A 23995-nucleotide genomic window follows, 5' to 3' on the forward strand; every position below is an offset into this window, starting at 1 on the left:
AAAACAGCGGCGAGAGACGAGGGGGCGAGGTTCGGGGACGGGCAAAGCCCTTCGAGGCACGAGGAGTTCAACACATATAACAAATTCTTCACTGCGCGGAACGAAATGTAACCTGCTTCCCCCTAAAAAGCGAGCGCCGACCAATAGGTCAGCGCTAAAATATACTTAAAACGAACAAGGTCGACTACATAGTACACTGATCCGGGTCACTGCCCTGTTCGACGCCTTCTTCAATCACGTCTACGGCTTCCTGGTCGGTGACGGAAGAGAGTAGCTTACCGATCACTTCTTGTGCCGTTGTTTCTGAAGATGCTCCAACCAAACAGCTGTAAGCATTGGCCACCTTATCTTTTACAGCAGCCAGCGCCGAGAGATCGGTGAAATCAGTCGCGAGCACTTCTTGAACGGCCTCGCCTAAAGCCTTAACCTGCTCACCCGCATCGCCAAACTGTGTCAAATCCAAGCTTTCTAAATCAAAGCCCTCAACGGTTTCTTTCACTGTTTCAACCATTTGAGTCGCCGATTCTTTTGCCTCTTCCATGGTATTTGATGAGTCCTCACAGCCAACTAAGGCTAGCGTGACGACACCCACTGCTACGATATATTTTTTCATTGTCTCACCCTTTAAATCATTTAATGAGTGTTATAAACATAGCAGTATTCACGTAACTCTAGCGATAAAGTCACCTCGACGGCAAATGCATCGCTCTCTTTGCTACCTAGTCGCGATTTCGAGACGCAAGCAAGGTGCAAAACCTGAAGCCTTGCACCTGTGTTTTTACCCTCTTGTCGCTTTATTGAGTCACAAAACTTAGTGGGTAGATTGCTTAACTGTCCATTTTTCCATCACCGGCTGTGAAGGTCGCTGTTAGCATATAAAAGTGCCCCTCGGGCAACTCACCAATCGGCGCTACTCCATAGAGTGGTACGGAAAATTTGAGCTTGCCCGATATAGCAGTTTTGCCCAACGCCTATTTTACATTGATATAAATTGGGTTAGCATAAAACCACAAATCGCTCCAAGCCAACTCTGCTGGCGATGAGAAACGCGCCTGCTTGTCACTAATTAACACTGGGTTGCCGTTTTCATCGTATTTTTCAAGGTCAAGTACTGGGTTACCGTGCTCATCCACATAACCCGGCGTACCTTTAGCATTGTTGCTGCCGCGCAGACGCACGTACATATCGTTTTCAACACTATCGATAGTCATGCGCAAAGTCACCGTGCGTCCATCTTGCTCCCAGCTCGATTGACCTTGTTCGAAACTGCTGATCACTCGCGCAGCATCGGTAAACGGCTTCTCAAACTCCGCATCTTGAGGATGAATATAGCCGCTTACCTCACCCGCAATCACATCAACGAAGGCAACATCTGGCGTCTGGCCAGCGTGGTTTGATTGAGGAATATCAAAGCGAATCGTGAGTTCGACACTTTCACCCGATGTCACCTCTAGGGTATTACCCATCCAAGCCGTTCTGTTTTCAGCGGTTGCAGCAAAGTGTAAGTTGTCGATGATATCGCCGTGAGTGACATACATCATGCCGCTTTTTAGCGCATCGATCAGTCCTTGTTCCGATTCATCTTGGAGGTAAACATGAGTTTTGCTGTACTGATTTGGCCAAAAGTCCTTGATAAAGCTATGGAAGTCACTCTGAGCTAAGATTGAAAATTGACGGCCTTCAGCCAGCAGAGCATCCCATACACCACCAACACGTGTGGTCATATAATCAAAGCCGCCATAAGTCTGACCATGGTAAGCAATACCATAATCATCTGCGTACTCTTCAATAATCACAGGCTCAACTTCAGTATAAGAGCCACGCCCCCAAGGATTACGCTGGTGCCCCGGCGCCCCTTCCATCCCAAGCATTGCGTTAGGTGCCGTATTGTGGAAGTGGCGTAAGTCACCAATCGTTACCTTGTGCTTACGAGACGGGTGATTGAAAGCGAACACTGAATTACCATGGTTCTCAAGCACTCGCGCTGCGTTAAGACTGTGTTCAAGCTCTTTAGAGTTACCATCGCCCTTTGCGTACTCGTCATGAAAGTCCGCCAGCATCTCTGCATTGCCATCCTCATCGAGAATAAACAAGGTCGCATGTTCGTCGGTATATGGAATAGTCCACTCCATTCCTTTAAACACGAACTTGCCTTCAGGCAAGGTTTCACGATATTCAACGATCTTGTCGTACACCATCGTAATGTTGTTACGACGATTACCTTTCGCTTTGTCGTCTTCAAAGTACTCTTTGGCATAGTCGTGACTATGGAGCTCTTCATTCGGTGTAGGGTTTAGGATTTCTTCACCAGAAACCGTCAAACGTGTCAGTGCCTGATTGATCTCATAGGCATTAAAACCCGAGTGATCAGTCGTGACAATAAAATCTGCCCCAAAGCGGTTAAAGCCACGGTCTAACACACCGGTAATGATATTGTGTCCATCAGAAGCAGTTGAGTGGACATGCATATCACCAAAAGTCCAACGCCCTTTCGGCATAGTTGGCAATGAGTCACTATCGTTGGTGTCAGAAGAGGAGTTGCATCCCGCTAATGCAGCAGTCACGGCAATAGTAAGCAGTGAGACGTTTTTAAAATTCATGGTGTAGATCTTCAGTTTCTATTCAATAAGTAAGGGGGACTAGACACTCAAATGGTTTTCATGGTGCCATCCTAGTAATCGACTAAGTTAGCTTTCAATGATGACAGAACTTGGTCTAGTCCATTAAGTCTTGATGATAATTTGATGAATTTGAAGCAGCCTCACATCAAACTCGCTTTTTCACCCAATTCAACCTTGGCTATGGATGCACGCCAAACCTGCAAACTGATTGATGACTCTGTCATTAGACCCGCGTTAATCGTTACAAATAGTCCCCATTACCGACCTCGGGCCTGATTGAAAGACAAAGCCCGTATAACTATATAGCGGGCTTAAACCCGCACTCTATAAGAGTGTTATTTGTCGCTGCACCCCCGACTCATGCGCAAAATCAGTATCATGACTGACCAAAATAAAACCACCACGATAGTTGGCGAGAGCCCGCGCCAACATCTGTTTTGATGTCAAATCAAGATGGTTATCAGGCTCATCGAGAAGTAGCAAAGGCTGACTCGGTTGGTGGCTAACTATCAGCATCGAAAGCTTCATCTTCTCACCACCACTCAAAACGCTTCCGGTGCGAAATACGCTGTCTCGGCGGAAACCAATCCCAGCCAAGAGTGTTCGTGCATCTGACTCTTTCATCCCCTCACAGTAATGCATCAGGTTATCGAGCATCGAAAGCTCTGAGCAGATCAACGCGAAGTGTTGGTCGAGGTAATATATCGGTGTATTGACTTGCAGCTCGCCACTTTGCAGTGAAAATTGACCTGATAGGGTTTTAAGTAATGTGGATTTACCGCATCCATTACGGCCCTTTAAGTGCACTTTATCCAGAGCATAAATCTGCATTGTAATGGACTGAGATAGACCAAATGGCAATCTAGCCTGGCGCATGCAAATGGCTTTTCTCGCTCGCGGCTCCGCGTCTGCCAAATACAGTGTTTGGCTTTTGGTTTGATCCATACGGGCCTGTAAGCTTTGCGATTTGTCTTGCAGTTGCTCTCTGCGGCGCTGCTGGTTTTTGTTGCGATTTGATGCGCGTGCCGTAGCCTTGTCCTTGTTGCTATCAAGCAAAATTTTGGGTTGGCTGCCCTCTTTGCGCAACCTGTTTCCCTGCGCGGCTCGTTGCTGCGCCTTTTCTTGGTCGCGCTGTGCCTGCTTTTCCAGATTTTTGCTGTGTTTATCAACACTGGCTAACTGCCTTGCAATGGCCTGCTGCTCGGTGTGCTTTTGAGCAGCATAGGCATCGTAGTCACCACCAAAAGTGTTTAAACCCAAGCTCGATAGCTCCCAAATCTCCTCCATCTCGCGCAGCAGCGCTCGATCATGACTGATGAGTAATATCCCACCTGAGAACTTGCGCATAGACTCGATCAACCACTGCTTTGCATCGTTATCGAGGTGGTTGGATGGCTCATCGAGAATCAGTAACGGCACTTGGCTGTTCAATAACTGCCACAGCTGCAATCGAGCGAGCTGTCCGCCACTCAATTGCGAACATGCAAAGTCTGGTTCGGGTGGTAAGCCCATTGCATTGAGCTGCCTAGCGAGTTGATTAGCTAAGTCCCACTGCTCACCCACTATCTCGAACCAATGCTCCGAGCAGTCTCCCGATTCGATGTTTTTGATCGCCGCCAGCACATGGTCTAGTCCTAAATACTGAGCAATAGATTCTGTGCCCGACAACGACTCAGAGCGCTGCTGGCGGTAGACCGCAAGCGTGTCAGGCTGAGTCACAGAGCCGCCCGATGGCTCTCGCTCACCACTGAGTATCGATGCTAGCACTGACTTGCCGACGCCATTGCGCCCAACGAGCCCAACTCGTTGCCGGGTCATAACGCACGATAGCGGCTCAAATAGCCTCTCACCGTTATCAAATTGATGATAAATATTGTAAGCCTGTAAAAATGGCATACTTTGCCTCCTGTGTGACAGGGACAATAACCGCAGCTTGATATAAAGAGATATTAAATCGATGCAATGACTCGTTAGCGATTCGCTGCTAACGATGAGTTTCCAGCTAAAGAAACCACTCAACGCGAGTTATTGTGCATGCAAAGAAGTATCGGTAAGTGAGCTACGCCTACTAACCCTGTAAATCCAAAAAAATAGAATGCGAATGGATAACAGGTTTAGTGATTCATATCGGCGTAATCTCCTTAAGAAGTGATGGGCAAATGCTAGGCTATTTAGTCGACAACCGTCAAGAACTTTTGCTTTCTTTAAATCAAAAGTAATAGTCACATTAACAAAATCACGATGACCAAATTACAACGACCATCAACAGGCTCTTGTTCATCTGTAAGTACCACTAGCAAGTAAATCAATTACCTACATCACTATTGACGATCAATAACGGATTTGACAGACAAATGAGGATATTGTAACTTCACTGCCTAGACGGATAGTTAGTAACTAGAAAGGAGGCCATGATGATATTTACCGTAAAATGGAATTTTCGTATTTTTGCCTCAGCGGATAGGATCCGCCGCTCAGCGTAAAACACAGAAATAGTTGTCTTAGCTATTTCGCGCTTGACGGTACTTGTAACTAACGTATCCGTGTCCTTATTGGCCGCGGAAAATTGCGGCTAGTACTGAGAGCAAGTCACCGAAAACACTCTCCGTAATGCTAGCCTCCATTTTTATATGGAGACATACACTCGTGTGTATGTTACTTAGCGAATGAAATCTCTATCTCTTTCAAAACAGGTTTTGACTATAGCCATTCCTGTATCTTTAAAAATATTTCTCGATATGGCCATGGTTCTGATCGACCTATTTATGATTGGCCAGCTAGGCGCTGCTGAGCTCACCGCCGTAGGTATGGGTCTGGTCTTGCTCTCTGGTTCAATCGGTGTACTCGATAACCTATTTGCGACCGGAGGCGGCATACTCGTTGCCCGCTTTATTGGCGCAAACAAACCGCAAAATGCCACTAATGTCCTTGGGGCAATGTTTTTCATCGCGCTACCGCTGTCAATCTTTAGCGCCTTGACGATTCCTTTTGTAGCAGACTTGTATTTACTGCTGCAAACAACACCACAAGTAGCCGAACTGGGTGGTTTGTATTTTGGCACCTTGCTCGCAGGCTCACTGTTTCTTTATCTCGATGTTCTGCTGTTTACGTATTTTGTCTCAATTGGCAACAGCAAGCTGCCGATGAAGATAAAGATCATGAGTTTAGGTCTGAATGTCATCTTCAATTATGTGTTTATCTTTGGTCACTTTGGCGCACCGGCGCTGGGTGTACAGGGCGCTGCGCTGGGGACTGTTATCGCAACAGTGTTTAGCGTGGGTCTGTATCTCATTGTCATCAAATGCACTAGTGTCTATTCGATACAGATTAGACACGCTCTGAAATATGTCAAAGACATCCTCAAGCTTGGCATTCCTTCAGCAATTGAAAACCTAACCTTTCAATTAAGTTGGCTGCTGGTCATATCGCTGATCAATCATTATGCAGCGTCTGTTGCGGCAGGTTTTCAGATTGGTTATCGAGTTGAGAGTATTGCCTTCCTACCAGGGCTTGGAACGGCAGCAGCAGCGACTACGCTGGTCAGTCGATTTATTGGTGCGAATCAACCTGACAAGGTCGACAAGGTTGTTAGTGTGACCGCAAGAGTGACGTGTGTGTTTATGGGTGTTATCGGCGTACTAATGGCCGTTACTCCAGAGTCATTTGCACGGCTGTTTGCCAACCAACCGGACGTCATCAATGATGCTTCGCTCTATATTCGCGTCATTGGCTTGGCTCAAATCCCACTGGGTCTGCAGTTTGTTTATACCGCGGCGCTAAGAGGACTTGGCGACATCTCCAAAACAGCACTGATCAAGGTTGTGCTCCTGTGGCTCAATGTTGTCCTACCTAGTTGGGTAGTCGTTCAGTTGGGGTTAGACGTTGTTTGGCTATTTAGCGTGATCGCACTGGCAAATGTCGTCGACGCTGGTGTGTTTATGGCTCGATTTAGATACTTACGCTCTCCTAGTATGATTGTGCAAACCTAATTCTCACCATAGAAAGGACCGGATAGCCTGTGTCTTTCACAGGCTATCCGTTAAAGGGAGTCCGATTAGCTTAGGTATTGGCGGGCGAGCTCTGGTATTTTCGCCAGCAAATGAGCAATCACCGGGTTGGTCTCATGCTCAAAGCTATAAAACAACACAATACTACTCGAGAACGCCTGCAATAACTCCTGGGTGGGAAGTTGTCTCAGTTGCCCTTGCGCAACATAGCCCTCGGCATCTTCCACATTCAGTAGCCCCCAACCACCCTGCTCCAGCAGCTTCACCATCAAGTCCACATTGCTCACGACCTGAATTTGACCTGATACCTCAAACACTTTGAGGACACTTTGGGGGGTGTTTTCAATCAGCCACTGAGGCTCACTAACCAACAGGGAAAGACTGACGGCATGGTGCTCAAACAAACTGCTGCGCGGGTGCGCATATCCTGCATATTGCGACGCGCCAAGGTTGGTCACCCCGACTTTCGCTGGTGCAGTCGTCCCTCCTCCGAGCAATGAGAGCATCAATTGGGCTTGGCCTTTTTCTAACGCGGTAAAGCTCTCATCTCGATTACGATGCAACCAATGAACTTGCAGCCATGGCGCTTTATCCTTAATACAGACATTCACCGCTTGCAATAATGAGTGCGGGATCAGCGTATCGTAGTGGATGGTCAGCTCGGTTAATTGCGCACTGCAGGCCGACCATGCCACTTGTTCAAAATCATCCACTTGCTTACTAATATTGCGCGCTCTTGGATAGAGGTAACGACCCAGTTCGGTGGCAACGGCTTTTTTGCCGCGAATTTCAAACAAAGGCAAACCGATCGTATCTTCAATCGTCAGGACCCTCTCACGCACTGTGGTTCGGTCTTTGTTCAGACTACGCGCCGCCGCGCTATAACTCTGATGCTCATAAACGGCGCGAAAACAGTTAATTTGTTCGAGAGTGATCATTTATTTTACCTCAATGAACGTAAAGCACCAACATAATGCCTGTGTTTGTTGGCCTGTAGTTTACGTATAGTAGTCGGTAAATTCAACGTGCAACAAAAAAGAGAAAACAATGAAGAAAACTCTGATTGCAGGCTTGGTAGCACTAGGTCTGACCTCTGGCGTATCAGCAACGGTTATGGATACCGTACCGGCGGCACCTGAAAAACAAGCTACATTGATGAACTGGGGCGCGCAACCCTTTAACCACTGGACCTTCCGTAACGTAGGTATTCAGCCTAATGTGATGGTGCCGCGCGGTGGCGACATCGTTAAGATCCCTGAAGCCATTGACTCAGATATTGCCAACATTCGTTTTGAGTATGAGGGCGAGGAAATTACCCTGCGTCAGGCGATGATCAACGACCACACCGATGGCTTTGTCGTCGTGCACAAGGGCGAGATAATCTACGAAGAGTACTTCAATGAATTTACTGAGCGCGACCACCACCTTTGGGCATCTTCAACAAAATCCTTAACCGGCCAGTTGATGGGCCTATTGGTTGAGCAGGGCAAAGTCGACGTTGATGCGAAAGTTGAGAGCTACATCCCTGAACTAAAAGGCAAGCACTTTGGTCAGCGCACGGTGCGTGAAGTGCTCAATATGGTCACAGCACTGGATTACTCCGAAGACTATGAAAACATGGTCCCAGGCGCAATGGTCACCGAGTATTTTAGCCGCGTTGGCTTTGCCCCTGCAATCCAGTACTACGGCATTGATCCTACCAAGGATGACACCCCTCGTGGACTGCTTGAGTTCGCCCCAATGTTCACCCAAAACCCAGATTTGGAACCAGGCTACAAATTCGAGTACCACTCTCCTAACGTCGACGTGATTGGTTGGATCATTAGCCGCGTTTCAGGACAACCACTGCAAACCTTTATTGCTGACAACGTATGGAACAAACTCGGCGTTGAGCATGATGCCTTCTACTGGACCGATCCGTCATTTAACCCAATTGCCACTGGCGGTTTCAACACTACGCTGCGTGACTTTGCTCGTGTCGGTATGGCGATAGCCAACGACGGTAAATACAACGGTGAGCAAGTGTTTGCTAAAGATTGGGTCAAGGATACGTTTGCACTTACCGATGAAGAGCGCCTACATACTGAGCGCAGCATCTACAAAGAGCAAGGCGCTGCAGCCTACGACCCACAACTAGAAGGCTATAAGAACTACATGTGGGTTCACGACAGTGACAAAGGCATCGGTACCTTCCGCGGCGTGTTTGGTCAGGTAATGTACATTAACCAAGAGCAGGATTTGGTGATTGCCAGCTTCTCTTCCGCTGCCTCAGCATCCAATGCGAGACGCACTGAGAACAAGGTTCGCATGATCTCTCACGATGCGGTTGCCGAGCATCTGAAGTAATACCTGCGAAACAACGTGTATTTATGAGCCAGATGAGTGACTTATAAGCTCGTCTGGCTCATTGCCCTCATCGTTAACCGTTGTATGTAAAATAATTGTTACAGCGTAAAGTGTGCGGAATTTACACCCGATAATTGTCGCCATTCGTGTCTAGACATAGGCTTGAGGTAAACAAACCTCTCTCGGTGGCGACATGACTCACTATGTATCCAAGCCTGTTGATCAGCACGGTAATCTTGATTGGAGTAGCGAAGAAGACCAAATCTGGCATGATTTAGTCTCTCGGCAACTACCTTTAGTCAAGCAGAGTGCGTGTAAAGAGTATATCCGAGGGTTGGAGTTACTTAACCTGCCACGCAACCGAGCCCCACAACTCACCGAGATTAACCACGTACTGCTCAACGAGACCGGCTGGCAGGTCGAAGCAGTGCCAGCGCTGATCGACTTTGATCGCTTCTTTGCCCTCCTGGCGCAGCGCAAATTCCCCGTTGCGACCTTTCTTCGCTCACGAGCCGAGTTCGATTACGTGCAAGAGCCCGACTTCTTCCACGAGATCTTTGGCCACTGCGCCATGCTCACCAATCCAGAGTTTGCTGAGTTTACCCACACCTATGGCCAGCTTGGCCATCATGCCGACTCAAAGCAGCGCAGTTACCTGGCTCGCTTGTACTGGTTTACCGTTGAGTTCGGCCTCGTTGAGCAACATGGGCAGCTCAAGATCTATGGTGGCGGCATTTTATCCTCCCCGAGTGAGACGCGCTACGCTCTAGAGGACCAACGGCCGTCACGTCAGGCATTCGAGCTCAATACTGTGCTGAGAACCCCTTATCGAATCGACATTATGCAGCCGACGTATTTTGTATTAAAAGAGATTCAGCAGCTCTATGCCCTACGCCCTCAACACCTTACTGAGCAAGTTAAGCAAGCCATGAGGGCTGGCTTATTGGCACCGCCTTTCTAAACTCTAATCAGTACTGATGTTAACAAGGAAAAGAACCTATGCTAAATCAACTCCGCTGTGAAGCCTGTACCAGCGATGCAACCGCGTTAACGGCTCAAGAGCAACAAACACTGTTAAGCCAAGTCGAACATTGGGAGATAATGGTAAGAGATGGTATCCCGCAACTAGAAAAGCAATATACCTTCAAGACCTTCAAAGACGCTTGGGCATTCTCTAACCAGATCGCACAGTTAGCAGAAGATGAGTTTCATCATCCGGCGATTTTACTAGAGTGGGGAAAAGTCACCGTCACTTGGTGGAGCCACAAAATTAAGGGGCTGCATCAGAATGATTTTATTTGCGCAGCTAAATGCGATGCCCTATCTATGGCAAAATAAGGATCGCGTCTTTTTGATGAAATACCGACATGCAATACCGTTATTGCTCGGCCTACGTTGTTATGGGTTACGGTGATTATCCAGCCAACAATACTAGGGCTTAAGCCATAATCACGCCAATTGACACAATTCCAACCGTGATATAGTCTCCGCCTGATTTTTAATCTTTTTTAAGGAGGCTCTTGCAATGATTATTAATAAAAAAACTACCCTATTAACGCGTCCTTACTGCATTTTGGGGCAATCATTGGCCCAGTAGTATGTTGTGAGGACGGCAATTAAATCATTGTCGGAATTACAAAAATGTTTAAAAAAATTGATACTGCAACCACTAAACCTGCCATTTGGTCTGAATATACTGCTGATGTTCTTTGGACTGATAAGCATATTGCTCAGCAAATGCTGGCTTTCCACCTGAACCCTGATTTGAGCCTTGCCTCGCGAACGGCTTCCTTCATCGAAGAGTCTGTTGGGTGGTTGGTTTCTGAGTTTAAGTTAGGCGAAGACTCAAAAGTCATCGATTTTGGTTGTGGTCCGGGCCTGTATACCCATCGTTTAAAGCAAAAAGGGGTTGGCACCGTTGTTGGTTTGGATTTCTCTGAGAACTCCTTGATGTACGCAAAAGAGCAAGCAAAGCAAGCTGGCCTTGCCGTTGAGTACAACTATGGAAACTACCTAGAGTACAGTGACCCTCGCAAGTTTGATTTGATCACCTTAGTGATGTGCGACTTGTGTGCTTTAAATCCAGAGCAACGCTCTAAGCTGTATGGGAAATTTAAGTCTTTACTTGCCCCCAATGGCTCGATTGCGCTTGATGTCTATACTGCAACCCGGTTTACCAAGCAAAATGAGTCTCTTAACCTAGAGAAAAACGCGATGAATGGCTTTTGGAGTGACAAGGACTACTGGTGCATTCAATCTTCATTCAAATACGATGATGAGAAGGTCACTTTGGATAAGTATGTGATCGCTCAAGAAGATAAAGAGTGGACAGTACTTAACTGGCTTCAACATTTCACCATTGAAGACCTAAGCCAAGAATTGGCCGCTCATGGGCTAGAGATAAAGCGAACCTTCAATGATCTAAGAGGCAAACCGTTCTCTGATGGTGATGAAATGGCATTAGTGATCAGTCACAAATAACTGGTATTAGCCTAAAGGGGGAAATATTCCCCCTTTTTAGCTCTCTATGTTCTCAACTCGTCAAGATCACTGAAACTGCACCTTAAGATAACCTGGGTGTAGCTTTTTTCCATTATTTGGGCTGGTGACCGGTCTTTTTGGCCAGCTCTTGCATAGCCTCGGCAAACGTCGTTGTCCCACCTTTGGCTTTAACCTGTACCACCTTATAACCCATCTTTTCTAACGCTTTTCGCTCTGCCACAACCGCTTTGTCGTCTTGCTGACTGCCCGGTACTGGCTGATGAATATAGCATCCTTCGAGTTGACCATCCTCTACCAGTTGGTGGTGTTTGAGTGCGTTGATATCAAAATTCATAGTAAGCCTTTTTGTTCAGAATTTGTCGGTACCTATGGAAAGCCGCAAATGTTGATGATCTATCTTTTGTCACATCATGCAGTTTAACCACAAAATGACTACCCAAACACAGTAATCTAAAACGATTTACTCAAGCAAAGTTAACCTCATCGAGCCTAATTTTTGCTAGTGCGCCTTTATGAGTGCTATTTGGGACAGATCAAATACGGCCAAAACGGCGGTCGAAACGAGAGTGAGAAGAAAACTGAGATGAGGTAAAGAAAGATTCGAGTCAGCATAGGTGTCGCTGACTCAAATGCATCGGTCAAGAGCCCGGCTTAGTCTTTATCTTGGCGAAGTGCTGATTTGCGCTTGTTGCGCTCAACTTGGTTTTTAACAAAGCCCTCTAGCTCTTTTTCGCCCCATGCTTGCGCTTCAGCCTCAGTTTCGAAACCAGTTTGTCGCTTAGAAACAGTCGTTCTGCGTGATGACACTTGGCGAACAATCTCAGCACACCAACCATTACGCTTCTCTGTTGTTTGGACTGTAAACTTTTTACTCTCAGACATATATCGTTCTCTAAAATCTGTGTATGGCTTGGGCTAATCAATTTCACCCCAAGGACATAACCAACTCTAGCTAAGCTGGTTGGAAAATTATAGAAGGTGTCCTATCGCGGCACCATCTATCAAAGGCGCGCCATTAAAGCATAGAAGTTCAGATTAAGATAATTATTTCTCAGTAACGACAATGATGGGCCTTTTAGCGAGCATTCGCACCACAACGATTAACTCAATGGCACCCGCTATACCCAACGTTGATCGCTTTGACGCTAAGCTGCTGCACAAATCATGTTGCCACAAGAGGCCAAGGCTCAGATACTCGGAGACAAGCCGTCCTTATTAGGGTATGGATGGCTTGACCCTCGGAGTAAAAGAGCCTCTACTCTAACTATTTCAGCTATTTTTGACTAGTTAGAAGAGAAGTACTTGGCAATTTCGCGAGTAATCGTTTCCTCTTGATCGTTGCCTGTTCCCGTTGCGAAGTAGACAATGACTAGGTCTTTGTCTGGTGAGATGTATAAGCCTTGGCCACCTACCCCTTTCTTCCAAAAGTCACCGTCAGCAAAAACTGCGTCCCACTGATAACGGTTAGTGATCCCCTGCTCACCAGAGAAACCCAACTCAGTTGTTCTTGGCCCAAGGTATCCGTGCTTGTAAATTTCCGGATCACCACCTTTTTGAATAAGTTCGATAACACTTTGTGGGATGGCTGGCGTATCAGATAGCACCTTCCAGCTCGGCGTATAGGCCATACCAAAACGCGCCATATCACGTAGCGTTGAGTTCATGGTGCCAAACGATGTCGGTAGGCCCGTGTCGCTCACAGCAATGTACGCGCCTGATTCCATACCAGCTGGACGCCAGATGGTCTCGCTCAATAACTCAGGAAGGGTTTGGTTGGTAATTCGCTCAACAATTAGATCGATAACAAAAGTATTGATCGAATTATATTCATAAGCCGAGTAGGCCGGCTGACGGCGCTTCATACTGCGCAGCACATCAATCGGTGTCTCGTTCAATCCACGTGGATCATCAAACAGGTCAAGACTTGCTGCCCAGCGATACCAGCCTTGATCTGGATTAGTGCGCGAGTCACGTGTTGGCTCATCGTGCTCGGTTGAATCTAGTCCGGTCGTCATATCAAGTGCTTCAACCACTTTAACGGTATCCCAAACCGAGTCTTTAAGCTCAGTTAAGTAGTAAGACACCGGCTTATTGACATCAACCTTACCTTCCGTCTCTAGGATCGCTAACATAGTCGAACCCAAAATCTTGCCAGAAGAGTACCAGTTATGCAGATCGAAAGGACGCATTGTGTCACTGTAATACTCAAATGCGATCTTTCCTTTGTGTACGACAAGGAAACCATCAGTCGGATATTTTGCTAAATGCCCTTCAAGTGTCTCTTTGCTACCGTCATTACGTTGGTACTCAATCTTGCCGATCTCTGGTATCAAGTCGTACTCAAGCTCACTGACTGCACCCTCACGTTGGATAAGGGCAGTACGGTAGAAACGAGACATATTTTGCCACGCGTAAAGGGTTTTGTCAGACGGCACTAGAATGTGAGAGCGGTGGGCATCCTCAGCAAAGTAAGATTGAATCTCGCGGATCTTATTCACATCGATCTCTGATGCACTGTTTCCGGTTTGCGCCATTGCAGGTAAGCAAGTGATTGCCAGTGACAAGGCTATAAGTGATTTTTTTAGCATATAGTGGTGCTCTATTTTACTTGTAGGGAACTTCTGATCATCAACTTGATGACTTCCTAAATAGTGTAGCCCGTCACTTTCCATTTAAGATATTTAAAATTATAATCACCATAATTTTAAAATTTAAAACGGTGCATTTATGCGATGGCCTAATCTTGAGATCAAATCGCTGCAAGTTCTCCACTATTTACTTCATTATCGCAACGCAAAGCTGGTCGCAGAGAAGCTCAACATGAACCGAGCTAGCGTGACATACCACCTAAATAAGTTAAGACAACAGCTCGATGACCCACTGTTCATCGCAACCGGAAAGAAATTCGAGGCGACCGCTAGGGCGCTCGAGATGGCTTCGCAATTAGAGGAGACGTTAGAGCAACTCGAACAATTGTTACAACCGGCCAAATTCGTGCCCCACAGGGCGAGTGGTGTGGTTAAAATAGCCCTGCAAGACGTCACGGCTGCCGCACTGATCCCCAAACTGGTTAAGCAACTGCAACTTGAGGCACCGCATGTAGAGATTGAAGTGTGGGATTGGGATCTTGAAACCGAGCGCAAAGTCGTGGATGGAGAGGTGGACATAGCGATTAATGTGCTATCCCATCAGAACCCTCTGATACATGGCCGCCAGCTGACTGAATCTGTGCTCAATGTTGTAATGGATAAGAGCCACCCATTAGCCAACCAAGAATTTGATACACAGGAGATCTTTGACTTTGACCATGCCCTGCTCCTACCCGCTGGGCCTGGCCAAAAGCCACTGGACCAACTGGCACATAAACTGGGTAAAAAGCGCCGCGTGAAAGTGTCGGCGACCAGTTACACAGTACTTGCCGAGGCAATTCAGGGGAGTCAGATCTTAACGGTGATATCACACCTAGCGTTTGAGTGTCTCAAACAAACCACATTAATCGCTAAGCCCATAGAAGAGCTACCCCAAGTTCCTATTTACTGTTACTGGCATAAACGCAACCAGCATGCACCATTGCATAGTTACGTTCGTGGTCTGCTTATCAACTTATTCCAGGAGCAACTCGCACATTAAAGCCATAGTCTAAATCCGTTAACGTGCCGGGGAGTAGAAATAGAATGGGAATCCTATATTGCGAAACAAGTATTTGCGCTACAACATTTTTTTTACAAAAGCCGGTTGTGATCTAAATGCACCCAGTTGAATATAAGTTATAAAAACAGTATCTTGTATTGGGTTTTTCTTTTGAAGGACGATTGAATGAGCAAGTGCAACCATCAATGCAAAAATTACAACGCCGATAGCGGCACCTGTCTCCTGATCGACCGCCGCACTCATATCGAACTGGACGCTTTGATGAACTCATCGCCTGAGAATCTCGCCCGCTTCTTACTCCACAATGACTGTGAGGGCGACTTTGCCTCTATGTACCAAAAAGCTAAGTCTCAAAAAGCAAACTATCAAATGTTCAAAGTAACTCAGTAGCTCAAGCGCGCATAGTTAATTACCAAGCTTGCGCACTATACAAATGCCTCAGCCAATACACAACGTGCAAGCTCGACCTTGCGTGGCTCGCGCGGCACTTTCTTACTCACCAGCGACAAAACAAACTGGTAAGAAAGTAAGCTAGGCTGAATAATCCTGATTATCCCTTGGTTAAGCTCATCCTGAATATAGCTCTGCGGCATATAGCCCAAGTACTTACCGGACATGATCATCGTTTTACGCATATCAAACTGATAGGACTTGGCGCTGAGCTGGAGCTTTTTCAGCTGCTCTCGGCCATCAGGTGGAAGGTCTATGCCGGGATGAATGGTCGCTACTTTGGATAAGTACTCAGCACTGATTTCGCTATCAACCAGTTCAAAGAATGGGTGTTTGCGCCCACAGCACAAATAGATCGGCTCGCGGGAAAGGATGGTATCATCCAGTCCCTCAATGGTTTGTGATTGAGTCAACAGACCAACGTGAACTTTATCTTTGAGCAATTGCTGCTCTATATTTGGCAAGGTATCACCATCCAGTACGATATGCAGGTTGGGGGATTGATCGTGGATATTTTCAATCGCTGTCGCGAGTTTCTGCTGCTTTTTACTATCCAGTTGATCAGAGCACATGATCACCAGCTCGCCACTTAAATCCTTGCTTAGCGTACCCACCAGTAGGGAGAACTCATCCAGTGATTCAAACAGGTTAATGACTGCGTGATACACCATCTGCCCCTCCTCAGTGAGAGAGAAGCCCCCTCGCCCGCGACGACAAAGCTTGAGCTGCATTCTCGACTCAAGATTGGTCATATGCACGCTGATAGTAGATCGCGTGATCCCCAACGCATTCTCAGCCGCCGAAAAGCCACCATGCTCCACCACAGACACAAAGATCCGTAGCAGGCGTAAGTCATACTCAGTAACGGGTCTCGGGATAATTGAGCTTCTGCGCATGAACACTCCATTGTTTTATGCACTTCAAACATTCAGTTAATAGTTTGATATTTAAACCGATTCGAAATTGGTCTTCAATAGTCATGGGTGAACAAAGAGGTGAAAAAAGGACGTGCATTATGAGAGACAACCAGCAACTTACACTGAACGACAGTCAACTTATCAAGCAATTTTCCTATATCAATGGCAGTTGGCATAGCAGCGAGGCTCAACTTGCTGTCGTCAACCCAGCCAATGGCTCGGTGATCACCCATGTCAGCGATGCCGGTGTGGTTGAAACCGAACTTGCGGTTAAATCCGCCAAGCAAGCGCTGTCGACCTGGAGTCAAAAAACCGCTCAGCAGCGAGCCCAGTTGCTTAAAAGATGGCATCAATTGATGCTTGAGCACCAAGACGACCTGGCCTATATCCTCACCTTGGAGCAAGGTAAGCCGCTTGCTGAGGCCAAAGGCGAGATCAACTACGGCGCTGGCTTTGTTGAATGGTTTGCCGAAGAGGCCACTCGTGCCTATGGTGACACGATTCCTGCGCCAGCCAATGACAAGCGTATCCTGGTGATTAAACAGCCTGTTGGCGTTGTCGCCGCGATTACGCCATGGAATTTTCCTAACGCGATGATCACGCGCAAAGCCGCGGCAGCGCTTGCAGCTGGATGTACCTTTGTGGTGCGCCCTGCAACACAAACTCCGTTATCGGCACTAGCTGCGGCCGAACTCGCTGAGCGCGCGGGTATCCCTGCTGGGGTGTTTAATGTCGTGGTCGGCAGTGATGCGCGCGGCATGGGTAAGGTGCTGACTCAGCATCCAGATATTGCCAAGTTCACCTTTACCGGTTCAACCCAGGTAGGTAAAGCGCTGATCAGTCAATGTGCCTCAACGGTCAAAAAAGTCTCCATGGAGCTGGGTGGTAATGCGCCATTAATCGTATTTGATGACGCCGATATCGACGCCGCCGTTCAGGGCGCGTTGAGCTCGAAATATCGCAATGCCGGGCAAACCTGTATCTGTACTAATCGCATTTTTGTCCACCAATCGATACTCGAGCAGTTTAGCGATAAATTTATTGCCGCCGTTAGTAAGCTGCAGCTTGGTGTTGGCACGCAGCCTGAGACAGACATAGGACCGATGATCAGCGCCGATGCCGTCAGTGACGTAGAAACCTTAGTCAACGAATCACTCGCTGCAGGTGCTCAACTCGCACTGGGCGGTGAGCGCTCACCACTGGGTAACAACTTTTATCTGCCTACCGTGCTCACTAAGGTAACCAACTCAATGCCAGTAGCACGCAACGAGATCTTTGGCCCGGTCTCTCCGCTCATCGCTTTCAACGATGACGATGAAGTCATCGCCATGGCGAACGATACCGAGTATGGGCTCGCAGCGTACTTCTACAGCCGAGACATCGGGCGAATTTGGCGCACCGCTGAAGCGCTCGAGTATGGCATGGTTGGCATCAATGATACCGCCATCTCCAATGTCTCTGCCCCATTTGGCGGCGTAAAACAATCAGGCTCAGGCCGTGAGGGCTCGAAGTATGGTCTTGATGAGTACATGGAGATCAAATACTTATGCATGGGTGGCCTGACTCAATAACCCAATGACACACATCACAACATCACAACATCAGTGCTAAAGGAATAGTATGAACAACTCGCAACTACAAGAGCGCAAGCAGCAAGTGTTTGCTCGCGGCCAAGGTAATGCCTATCCCGTTTATGTCGAGCATGCTCAAAACGCCGAAATATGGGATGTCGAAGGACAACGCTACATCGATTTTGCTACGGGTATCGCCGTGTGCAATACCGGCCACAGTCATCCAAAGATTACCCAAGCGGTCAAAGCCCAAGTCGATAAGTTCAGCCATACCTGTTTGATGGTTAATCCCTATGAGAGCGCCGTGGAGCTGGCAGAAAAGCTCACCACTATTGCCCCTGGGCCTTCAGAAAAAAAAGCCATTTTTGTCACCACTGGGGCTGAGGCCGTCGAAAACAGCGTCAAAATTGCCCGCGCCTATACGCGCCGCCGCGGCGTGATTGCATTTAACGGCGGCTTCCACGGCCGAACCAATATGGCAATGGCGCTGACCGGCAAAGTGGCGCCCTACAAGCACCTATTTGGCCCCTTCCCCGGTGATATTTTTCATATCCCTTACCCCATCAATGCCCACGGCATCTCGGTTGAGGATAGTTTGAATGCCCTAACGAATCTGTTTAAGGTCGATATTGGCCCAGAGGATGTGGCGGCAATCATTATCGAGCCAGTTCAAGGCGAAGGCGGATTCTATCCTGCGCCGACGGCTTTATTGGTTGAGCTACGTAAGCTGTGCGACCAACACGGTATTGTGCTAATCGCCGACGAGATTCAGACCGGGTTTGCCCGTACCGGCAAGATGTTCAGTATCGAACACAGTGGAGTCGAGCCTGATCTCATTACCATGGCCAAGGGCGTGGCGGGTGGCTATCCCCTATCTGTAGTGGTTGGTAAGAGCGAGATCATGGACGCGCCCCTACCCGGCGGGCTTGGCGGCACCTACGGCGGCTCGCCCATCGCGTGTGCTGCCGCACTCGCCGTGCTTGACGTGATAGAGGATGAAAACCTGGTTGAGCGTGCTAACCAGATTGGCAGCCAATTCAATCAGGCGCTGTCGACTCTCAAGGCAAGCTATCCTAAGCATATCCTTGACGTGCGTAACCAAGGCGCGATGATCGCCCTGGAGCTCATGATTGATGGGGACAGTAAACAGCCTAACGTGGCGTTAACCCAAGCTCTGGTTGCCAAGGCAGCGGAATATGGCCTGGTGCTGCTGGCCTGCGGCTTCTATGCCAACGTGATACGATTCCTGCCAGCCCTCACCAGCAGCGATGAGATCGTGGAAGAAGGGTTAGCTAAGTTTAGTGAGCTATTTGAGAGTGTCGTGACCAGTCACTAATAAAAATGGCGTTGATCGCTCTGTTGTGGCCAACGCCATCAGTCAAGCAAAAGCACCCTCATTAACACCTAGTCAAAACCCATTCAATCTCTTAGGATAGAAGCTTAACTCTAAACTCAAGCTGTATCCCGTGCCGTATCAATCTGTATTCCGACTGATGTTCAGTCTCTTTGCCCTTTTCTCTGCCTCCTCGTATGCAGAAGTCAAACTGTCCCAAAGTGGGATCTGCCATGACCAAGACAGCCCATGGTTTGCACGGACTAACGCGACGAAAACCTACCCTAACCTAAGCCAGTGTATCGATGCCGGTGGACGCCTGCCTAAAGGGCAAACGCTTACAGTGACACAGCCAGAGACTCGTCCAGAAGAGCCGCAGCCTCTATCGACAAAGGGCAACACCAATAACCCCTCTTTCAACGCCGCCAAGCGCCAAATGCGCGAGATTTTTAAAGATCATAAAGTGACCTTTTATTGCCAAGCTGGCTACGACTCAGATGGGAACACCCAACTTCCGGCTGGCTTTAGCACACCGGGATACCAGCGCCGCAGTGAACGTATCGAGTGGGAGCACATCGTCCCGGCAGAAAACTTCGGCCGCGCGTTTGAGGCATGGCATTATGCTCAAGATGATCAACGCTGCCTCAACAGCCGTGGTCGCCGGTTAAGTAATCGCGATTGTGCCCTCAAGCATAGTGAGCAATTTCGTTATATGCACGCCGACCGCTGGAATCTCGTCCCGGCCATTGGCGCGGTCAACGCCTATCGCTCTAACTATCGATTTACTCAGCTGTCATCCAATATTGAAAACTTCTTCGGCACCTGCCCAATGAAGATAGATGATTGGGCGGTAGAGCCCCCTGAATGGACCCGGGGCCAGATAGCGCGCACTTATCTCTATTTTGATTACGCCTATCCTGACTTCACGTTAAGCTCTGCTAAGCGCCAACTGTTTGATGCGTGGAATAGACAGTATCCCGTGCAAGCCGATGAGTGTGTTCGTGGCGAACGTATTCTGCGCCAACAAGGTAACCGAAACCCTTACGTTAATGATGCTTGCGACGTCCATTAACCCTTATCTGGGTCAGCTATCAATGCTGGCCCAATCAAGCAGCCAGTTTTCCTTTGTTGTAACCTATCACCCTACACCAAATGCAATGCCGCCACATTCAATATAGGCGACTTTGATATCTGTCATTCAGCACATAGATTGTGCTGCCACCACCAACCTCAATTTGACTTTATCGCTCTGACTTACTAGACCTTATCAATATGCAACAAAACTGATAATTATTAGCAGTCAGGGGACGACTATGAGTGAACAGATTTTTTTTTACGAGCCAGACGAGCCGTATGGCTTCCTTTCTAACTTTTGTTCGGCCCCGATCAAAGTCTCGTCAATATCCTGGCCAACCAGTGAACACTATTATCAAGCGCAAAAGTTTACTGACCCTAGTTTGCAACAACAAATTCTTGAGGCCGAAACGCCTTGTGAGGCCTTCGCGTTAAGCCGTAAGTATCAACATCTGGTGCGCAAAGACTGGGATCAACAAAAACTCTCGGTGATGAGTTATATCGTGCGAGAGAAGTTCCTCCAGAATACTGAGCTTGCGCAAAGGCTGATTAATACCGCCAGTGCTCATTTAACCGAGCATTCTCACAAGGATGCCTTCTGGGGAGATGGTGGTGATGGTAGTGGTGAAAACCACTTAGGTGAGATCTTAATGAACATCCGTGCCGAGCTTAAGCGTATCAAACCGGCTAATTTGGTGGAGTTTATCTCACAAGCAAAGCTGCCCACTCGTTGGGGAACATTCATGATGTATGGTTTTCTTGAGCGGGCCAACGGAAAAGAGCATGTTGCACTCGTCTATGGTGACCTGAATGGCAACCAAGTGCCCTTGGTTCGGTTACATTCAGAATGCCTAACCGGAGATGCGCTGTTTAGCACGCGCTGTGATTGCGGCTTTCAACTTAATCGTGCGCTGCACAATATAACTGAAGAAGGCTGCGGAATACTGCTTTACTTACGCCAAGAAGGCCGTGGTATTGGTCTGATGAACAAGATCCGTGCCTACAACCTGCAAGACAAAGGCGCCGACACCGTGGAAGCCAACGAGCGCCTTGGCTTTGATGCCGATGCTCGTGACTACACATTTTGCAAAGAAATCCTGCAACATTTTCACGTAGACTCGGTGCGTTTGATGACCAACAACCCTCGAAAAATAGCCGCTCTGAAAAAAGCTCAAATCAATATCGTCGAGCGAGTCCCATTACAAGAGGGGCATAACCCACACAATAAAGCCTATCTACAAACCAAGAATGACAAACTCGGGCATCTATTTGATCCCGAGTTTGTCCAGCGCGTTTAGCAAGTCAAGAGCAATGCTAAATTAACCTCATTGTGAGATGGTTTTAAAGCTAAGTCCAAAGGTCACCGTAATTAGCAATATAACGAAGAGAGAGCTTTTACTTTCCCCTCCCCTTTCGCTCTTAATGGAGCCTGTATAACCTAAACTGTCAGGTTATTAGGCTCCATTCCAACATCACGATTTAAATGATGGATATTGTCGATATAGACAGGGTCCCGTTAGGTACAGCAGAATCCATCATAATCACATTGCTATTTCGAGCAATAGAGGCTTAAGAGTTACTTGTCGCGAGCTGAGCATTGGTTGGCTTTTCACGGCTCAGCAACTGCTCAATTTGCTCGATAGACTTGTCTTTGGTCTCTGGTAACAACTTAACAATAAACACCAGACCTATGCCGCTAAATAGCGCGTACATAAGGAAGGTATTTGCGGCCCCCAAATTAGCTAGCTGCCAAGGGAAAAATTGCTGGATAAGGTAGCTTGTGATACTCGTTACGATTGCCGATAGCGGTATCGCGACACTTCTTACCGAGTTAGAGAATATCTCGGAAAAGAGCACCCACATAATCGGCCCGATAGAGATGTGGAAAGCTGCAATAAATGCAAGGATACCAAACAAGACTAAATATGGGTTAACCGAAATCGCACTCTGGATAATTTGTGCCTCATACTGTCTTAGCTCATTTTGAGAGTAGAGTGAAGACAGAGCTGTTTTAAACTCAACGTCGCTGTGATATTCAACGCCAACAATCGCAGCTAACGGCTGAGTTTCGATTGATTCACTGAGCGCTTCTACGCGTTGCTCAGTCAGCTGATAGCTTGCGCTGTTGAAGCTATACCAGCAAGTAAGGTGGCTTAGCAAAGCGCAGCTGAGGCCGATGATCAGTAGCGGTCTGCGGCCTAATTTGTCAATGAAAGCAATCGCTAGAATTGTAAACACAACACTCACAAGTCCAACATAGATCGCTTGTTTGAAGGCGACATCACCACTAAAACCTACCTGTTCAAACACGGTTGGGGCATAGAATAGAATGGCATTCATTCCGGTCACACCCTGCACAATAGCAATGGTGACGCCAATGATAAGAGCACTACGATACTTTGACTTGAGTAGTTGGCGGAACTGGCTAGAGAAAGATGGCTGCTTGTCAACATCCATACTGGCATTAATGTTCTTAACCGTCTCCATGATTTCTTCTGGGGAGTATAGTAGGCCAAGTACCTTCTTCGCTTCTTTTGGTCGACCTTTTAGGATCAGCCAGCGTGGTGATTCTGGCACCGTAAATAGCAGGCAAAGCCAGGCAATGGCTGGGATCAATTCTGAAGCGAGCATCGCACGCCATAGGCCTGCTTCTGAGAGCAAATAAATTGACTCGTTAGTATTGGTTACCAAGTAGTAATTGATAAAGTACGCAGCTGAGAGGCCAATAACGATATTGAACTGATTTGCTGAGACAAGCTTACCGCGTAATCGAGATGGCGCGACTTCTCCAATATACATAGAGGCAAGAGAGAGAGAACTAAAGGCTAGGCCACCAACAAAGCGAGCAGCAACCAATACTTCGTAACTAGGGGCTAACGCTGAACCAATCGCAGAGAAGACATACAACCCGGCGATCACAAGCAAGGTTGTCTTTCGCCCCCATGCATCGGCAGCTTTACCAGCAACAAACAGAGCAATGATTGCCCCTAAGCTAGGTGCGCTAACTACAGTACCTATCTGAAGATCTGATAAGCCAAATTCGACACTAATGTATCGAATCGTACCAGATATGATCGCGGCGTCGAGGCCAAAGACAAAGCCACCTAAAGCAACAATTAATGCATACTTCATGGCATTCCGGGTGTGATGAACCATAACTACTTCCTGACGAAATTGGTTTATTACTTACTAACAATTGAGCGACCAAAGTACAGGGTAAACGTTTACATTGGTATACCGACATATATGATGTGCGACACTGATCATATAAATGGTAAGTACGTCATGTGACTATGTGCCGAAGATCATAGATTGGTATAATAGATATCTTTCTTAGTATCAATATTGTGAGTGAAATAAGTGATCTGAGTATGATTTAAGCGCTGGTCATTGCTCCTTTCTCTACAGTGCGCGTGATATTGAGTGATGCTTTTTCAGTTTCAAACATTGAGTCATAAGCCCACACTAAACATCACAAGCGCGATATAACCCCCTACAATCTATTTCCATCGCTAAACGAACA

At 47.5% G+C, this 23995-nt stretch carries 19 protein-coding genes and 1 pseudogene; 11 read left to right on the forward strand and 9 right to left on the reverse strand.

Features of this window, described 5'->3' with window-relative positions:
* Positions 1-184: 184 nt before the first annotated feature.
* From ACZ5R2_RS20810 to ACZ5R2_RS20820, 3 genes are all read right to left on the reverse strand, one after another.
* A complete protein-coding gene (locus ACZ5R2_RS20810; RefSeq protein ID WP_464902715.1) occupies positions 185-613 on the reverse strand; it encodes a hypothetical protein in 429 nt (142 codons plus the stop codon).
* Positions 614-971: 358 nt separating this feature from the next.
* Entirely contained in the window at positions 972-2600 is a 1629-nt protein-coding gene (locus ACZ5R2_RS20815) for a CehA/McbA family metallohydrolase domain-containing protein (RefSeq protein WP_464902714.1), read from the reverse strand.
* 345 nt (positions 2601-2945) lie between these two features.
* On the reverse strand, positions 2946-4517 hold the full coding sequence (locus ACZ5R2_RS20820; protein ID WP_464902713.1) for an ATP-binding cassette domain-containing protein: 1572 nt from the start codon (positions 4515-4517) through the stop codon (positions 2946-2948).
* Positions 4518-5287: 770 nt separating this feature from the next.
* On the opposite strand from ACZ5R2_RS20820, the gene ACZ5R2_RS20825 reads away from it, so the two are divergent.
* The gene (locus ACZ5R2_RS20825; protein WP_464902712.1) at positions 5288-6610 is read left to right on the forward strand and encodes an MATE family efflux transporter; all 1323 of its coding nucleotides are present in this window, start codon (positions 5288-5290) and stop codon (positions 6608-6610) included.
* 65 nt (positions 6611-6675) lie between these two features.
* Here ACZ5R2_RS20825 and ACZ5R2_RS20830 read toward each other — a convergent pair whose 3' ends face one another.
* Positions 6676-7566 (reverse strand): LysR family transcriptional regulator, encoded by an 891-nt coding sequence (locus tag ACZ5R2_RS20830; RefSeq protein WP_464902711.1) that lies wholly within the window; start codon positions 7564-7566, stop codon positions 6676-6678.
* Between the two features lie 109 nt (positions 7567-7675).
* Here ACZ5R2_RS20830 and ACZ5R2_RS20835 point away from each other — a divergent pair, with 109 nt between their 5' ends.
* The 4 genes from ACZ5R2_RS20835 (at position 7676) to ACZ5R2_RS20850 (ending at position 11455) form a co-directional block, all read left to right on the forward strand.
* Positions 7676-8974, forward strand: a complete 1299-nt coding sequence (locus tag ACZ5R2_RS20835; RefSeq protein WP_464902710.1) for a serine hydrolase domain-containing protein — start codon at positions 7676-7678, stop codon at positions 8972-8974.
* Positions 8975-9167: 193 nt separating this feature from the next.
* Positions 9168-9935, forward strand: a complete 768-nt coding sequence (gene phhA, locus ACZ5R2_RS20840; RefSeq protein WP_464902709.1) for a phenylalanine 4-monooxygenase — start codon at positions 9168-9170, stop codon at positions 9933-9935.
* 38 nt (positions 9936-9973) lie between these two features.
* A complete protein-coding gene (locus ACZ5R2_RS20845) occupies positions 9974-10312 on the forward strand; it encodes a 4a-hydroxytetrahydrobiopterin dehydratase (RefSeq protein WP_464902708.1) in 339 nt (112 codons plus the stop codon).
* A gap of 303 nt (positions 10313-10615) precedes the next feature.
* Positions 10616-11455 (forward strand): class I SAM-dependent methyltransferase, encoded by an 840-nt coding sequence (locus ACZ5R2_RS20850; RefSeq protein WP_464902707.1) that lies wholly within the window; start codon positions 10616-10618, stop codon positions 11453-11455.
* Between the two features lie 112 nt (positions 11456-11567).
* Here ACZ5R2_RS20850 and ACZ5R2_RS20855 read toward each other — a convergent pair whose 3' ends face one another.
* The 3 genes and pseudogenes from ACZ5R2_RS20855 to ACZ5R2_RS20865 form a co-directional block, all read right to left on the reverse strand.
* Entirely contained in the window at positions 11568-11810 is a 243-nt protein-coding gene (locus ACZ5R2_RS20855; protein WP_464902706.1) for a hypothetical protein, read from the reverse strand.
* 320 nt (positions 11811-12130) lie between these two features.
* Positions 12131-12358 (reverse strand): annotated as a pseudogene (locus tag ACZ5R2_RS20860) (DUF3622 domain-containing protein); the annotation flags it as partial.
* A 401-nt stretch (positions 12359-12759) separates the two neighbouring features.
* Positions 12760-14064, reverse strand: coding sequence for a serine hydrolase domain-containing protein (locus ACZ5R2_RS20865; protein WP_464902705.1), 1305 nt, complete (start codon positions 14062-14064; stop codon positions 12760-12762).
* A gap of 139 nt (positions 14065-14203) precedes the next feature.
* Here ACZ5R2_RS20865 and ACZ5R2_RS20870 point away from each other — a divergent pair, with 139 nt between their 5' ends.
* Positions 14204-15106 carry a LysR family transcriptional regulator gene (locus tag ACZ5R2_RS20870; protein ID WP_464902704.1) on the forward strand — a complete coding sequence of 301 codons (903 nt, stop codon included), beginning with the start codon at positions 14204-14206 and terminating at the stop codon, positions 15104-15106.
* A 186-nt stretch (positions 15107-15292) separates the two neighbouring features.
* A complete protein-coding gene (locus ACZ5R2_RS20875; protein ID WP_464902703.1) occupies positions 15293-15517 on the forward strand; it encodes a hypothetical protein in 225 nt (74 codons plus the stop codon).
* Between the two features lie 35 nt (positions 15518-15552).
* Here the strand turns inward: ACZ5R2_RS20875 and ACZ5R2_RS20880 are convergent, their stop codons facing one another.
* Positions 15553-16473 carry a LysR family transcriptional regulator gene (locus tag ACZ5R2_RS20880; RefSeq protein ID WP_464902702.1) on the reverse strand — a complete coding sequence of 307 codons (921 nt, stop codon included), beginning with the start codon at positions 16471-16473 and terminating at the stop codon, positions 15553-15555.
* A 119-nt stretch (positions 16474-16592) separates the two neighbouring features.
* Between ACZ5R2_RS20880 and ACZ5R2_RS20885 the strand changes: the two genes are divergently transcribed.
* From ACZ5R2_RS20885 to ribA, 4 genes are all read left to right on the forward strand, one after another.
* Positions 16593-18065: an NAD-dependent succinate-semialdehyde dehydrogenase gene (locus ACZ5R2_RS20885; RefSeq protein WP_464902701.1), complete on the forward strand. Its 1473-nt coding sequence runs from the start codon at positions 16593-16595 to the stop codon at positions 18063-18065.
* A gap of 49 nt (positions 18066-18114) precedes the next feature.
* Entirely contained in the window at positions 18115-19401 is a 1287-nt protein-coding gene (gene gabT, locus ACZ5R2_RS20890) for a 4-aminobutyrate--2-oxoglutarate transaminase (protein WP_464902700.1), read from the forward strand.
* A gap of 130 nt (positions 19402-19531) precedes the next feature.
* On the forward strand, positions 19532-20470 hold the full coding sequence (locus tag ACZ5R2_RS20895) for an endonuclease (protein WP_464902699.1): 939 nt from the start codon (positions 19532-19534) through the stop codon (positions 20468-20470).
* A gap of 241 nt (positions 20471-20711) precedes the next feature.
* The gene (ribA, locus tag ACZ5R2_RS20900; protein ID WP_464902698.1) at positions 20712-21770 is read left to right on the forward strand and encodes a GTP cyclohydrolase II; all 1059 of its coding nucleotides are present in this window, start codon (positions 20712-20714) and stop codon (positions 21768-21770) included.
* Between the two features lie 271 nt (positions 21771-22041).
* On the opposite strand, the gene ACZ5R2_RS20905 is transcribed toward ribA, so the two are convergent.
* On the reverse strand, positions 22042-23604 hold the full coding sequence (locus ACZ5R2_RS20905; RefSeq protein WP_464902697.1) for a sugar porter family MFS transporter: 1563 nt from the start codon (positions 23602-23604) through the stop codon (positions 22042-22044).
* Positions 23605-23995: the final 391 nt, after the last annotated feature.

This window comes from Vibrio sabulosilitoris, assembly GCF_055391395.1.

Bases quoted from the DNA above. Each gene is read 5' to 3' on its own strand.
- ACZ5R2_RS20810 (WP_464902715.1), bottom strand. From the start codon at position 613: ATGAAAAAATATATCGTAGCAGTGGGTGTCGTCACGCTAGCCTTAGTT.
- ACZ5R2_RS20815 (WP_464902714.1), bottom strand. From the start codon at position 2,600: ATGAATTTTAAAAACGTCTCACTGCTTACTATTGCCGTGACTGCTGCA.
- ACZ5R2_RS20820 (WP_464902713.1), bottom strand. From the start codon at position 4,517: ATGCCATTTTTACAGGCTTACAATATTTATCATCAATTTGATAACGGT.
- ACZ5R2_RS20825 (WP_464902712.1), top strand. From the start codon at position 5,288: ATGAAATCTCTATCTCTTTCAAAACAGGTTTTGACTATAGCCATTCCT.
- ACZ5R2_RS20830 (WP_464902711.1), bottom strand. From the start codon at position 7,566: ATGATCACTCTCGAACAAATTAACTGTTTTCGCGCCGTTTATGAGCAT.
- ACZ5R2_RS20835 (WP_464902710.1), top strand. From the start codon at position 7,676: ATGAAGAAAACTCTGATTGCAGGCTTGGTAGCACTAGGTCTGACCTCT.
- phhA (WP_464902709.1), top strand. From the start codon at position 9,168: ATGACTCACTATGTATCCAAGCCTGTTGATCAGCACGGTAATCTTGAT.
- ACZ5R2_RS20845 (WP_464902708.1), top strand. From the start codon at position 9,974: ATGCTAAATCAACTCCGCTGTGAAGCCTGTACCAGCGATGCAACCGCG.
- ACZ5R2_RS20850 (WP_464902707.1), top strand. From the start codon at position 10,616: ATGTTTAAAAAAATTGATACTGCAACCACTAAACCTGCCATTTGGTCT.
- ACZ5R2_RS20855 (WP_464902706.1), bottom strand. From the start codon at position 11,810: ATGAATTTTGATATCAACGCACTCAAACACCACCAACTGGTAGAGGAT.
- ACZ5R2_RS20865 (WP_464902705.1), bottom strand. From the start codon at position 14,064: ATGCTAAAAAAATCACTTATAGCCTTGTCACTGGCAATCACTTGCTTA.
- ACZ5R2_RS20870 (WP_464902704.1), top strand. From the start codon at position 14,204: ATGCGATGGCCTAATCTTGAGATCAAATCGCTGCAAGTTCTCCACTAT.
- ACZ5R2_RS20875 (WP_464902703.1), top strand. From the start codon at position 15,293: ATGAGCAAGTGCAACCATCAATGCAAAAATTACAACGCCGATAGCGGC.
- ACZ5R2_RS20880 (WP_464902702.1), bottom strand. From the start codon at position 16,473: ATGCGCAGAAGCTCAATTATCCCGAGACCCGTTACTGAGTATGACTTA.
- ACZ5R2_RS20885 (WP_464902701.1), top strand. From the start codon at position 16,593: ATGAGAGACAACCAGCAACTTACACTGAACGACAGTCAACTTATCAAG.
- gabT (WP_464902700.1), top strand. From the start codon at position 18,115: ATGAACAACTCGCAACTACAAGAGCGCAAGCAGCAAGTGTTTGCTCGC.
- ribA (WP_464902698.1), top strand. From the start codon at position 20,712: ATGAGTGAACAGATTTTTTTTTACGAGCCAGACGAGCCGTATGGCTTC.
- ACZ5R2_RS20905 (WP_464902697.1), bottom strand. From the start codon at position 23,604: ATGAAGTATGCATTAATTGTTGCTTTAGGTGGCTTTGTCTTTGGCCTC.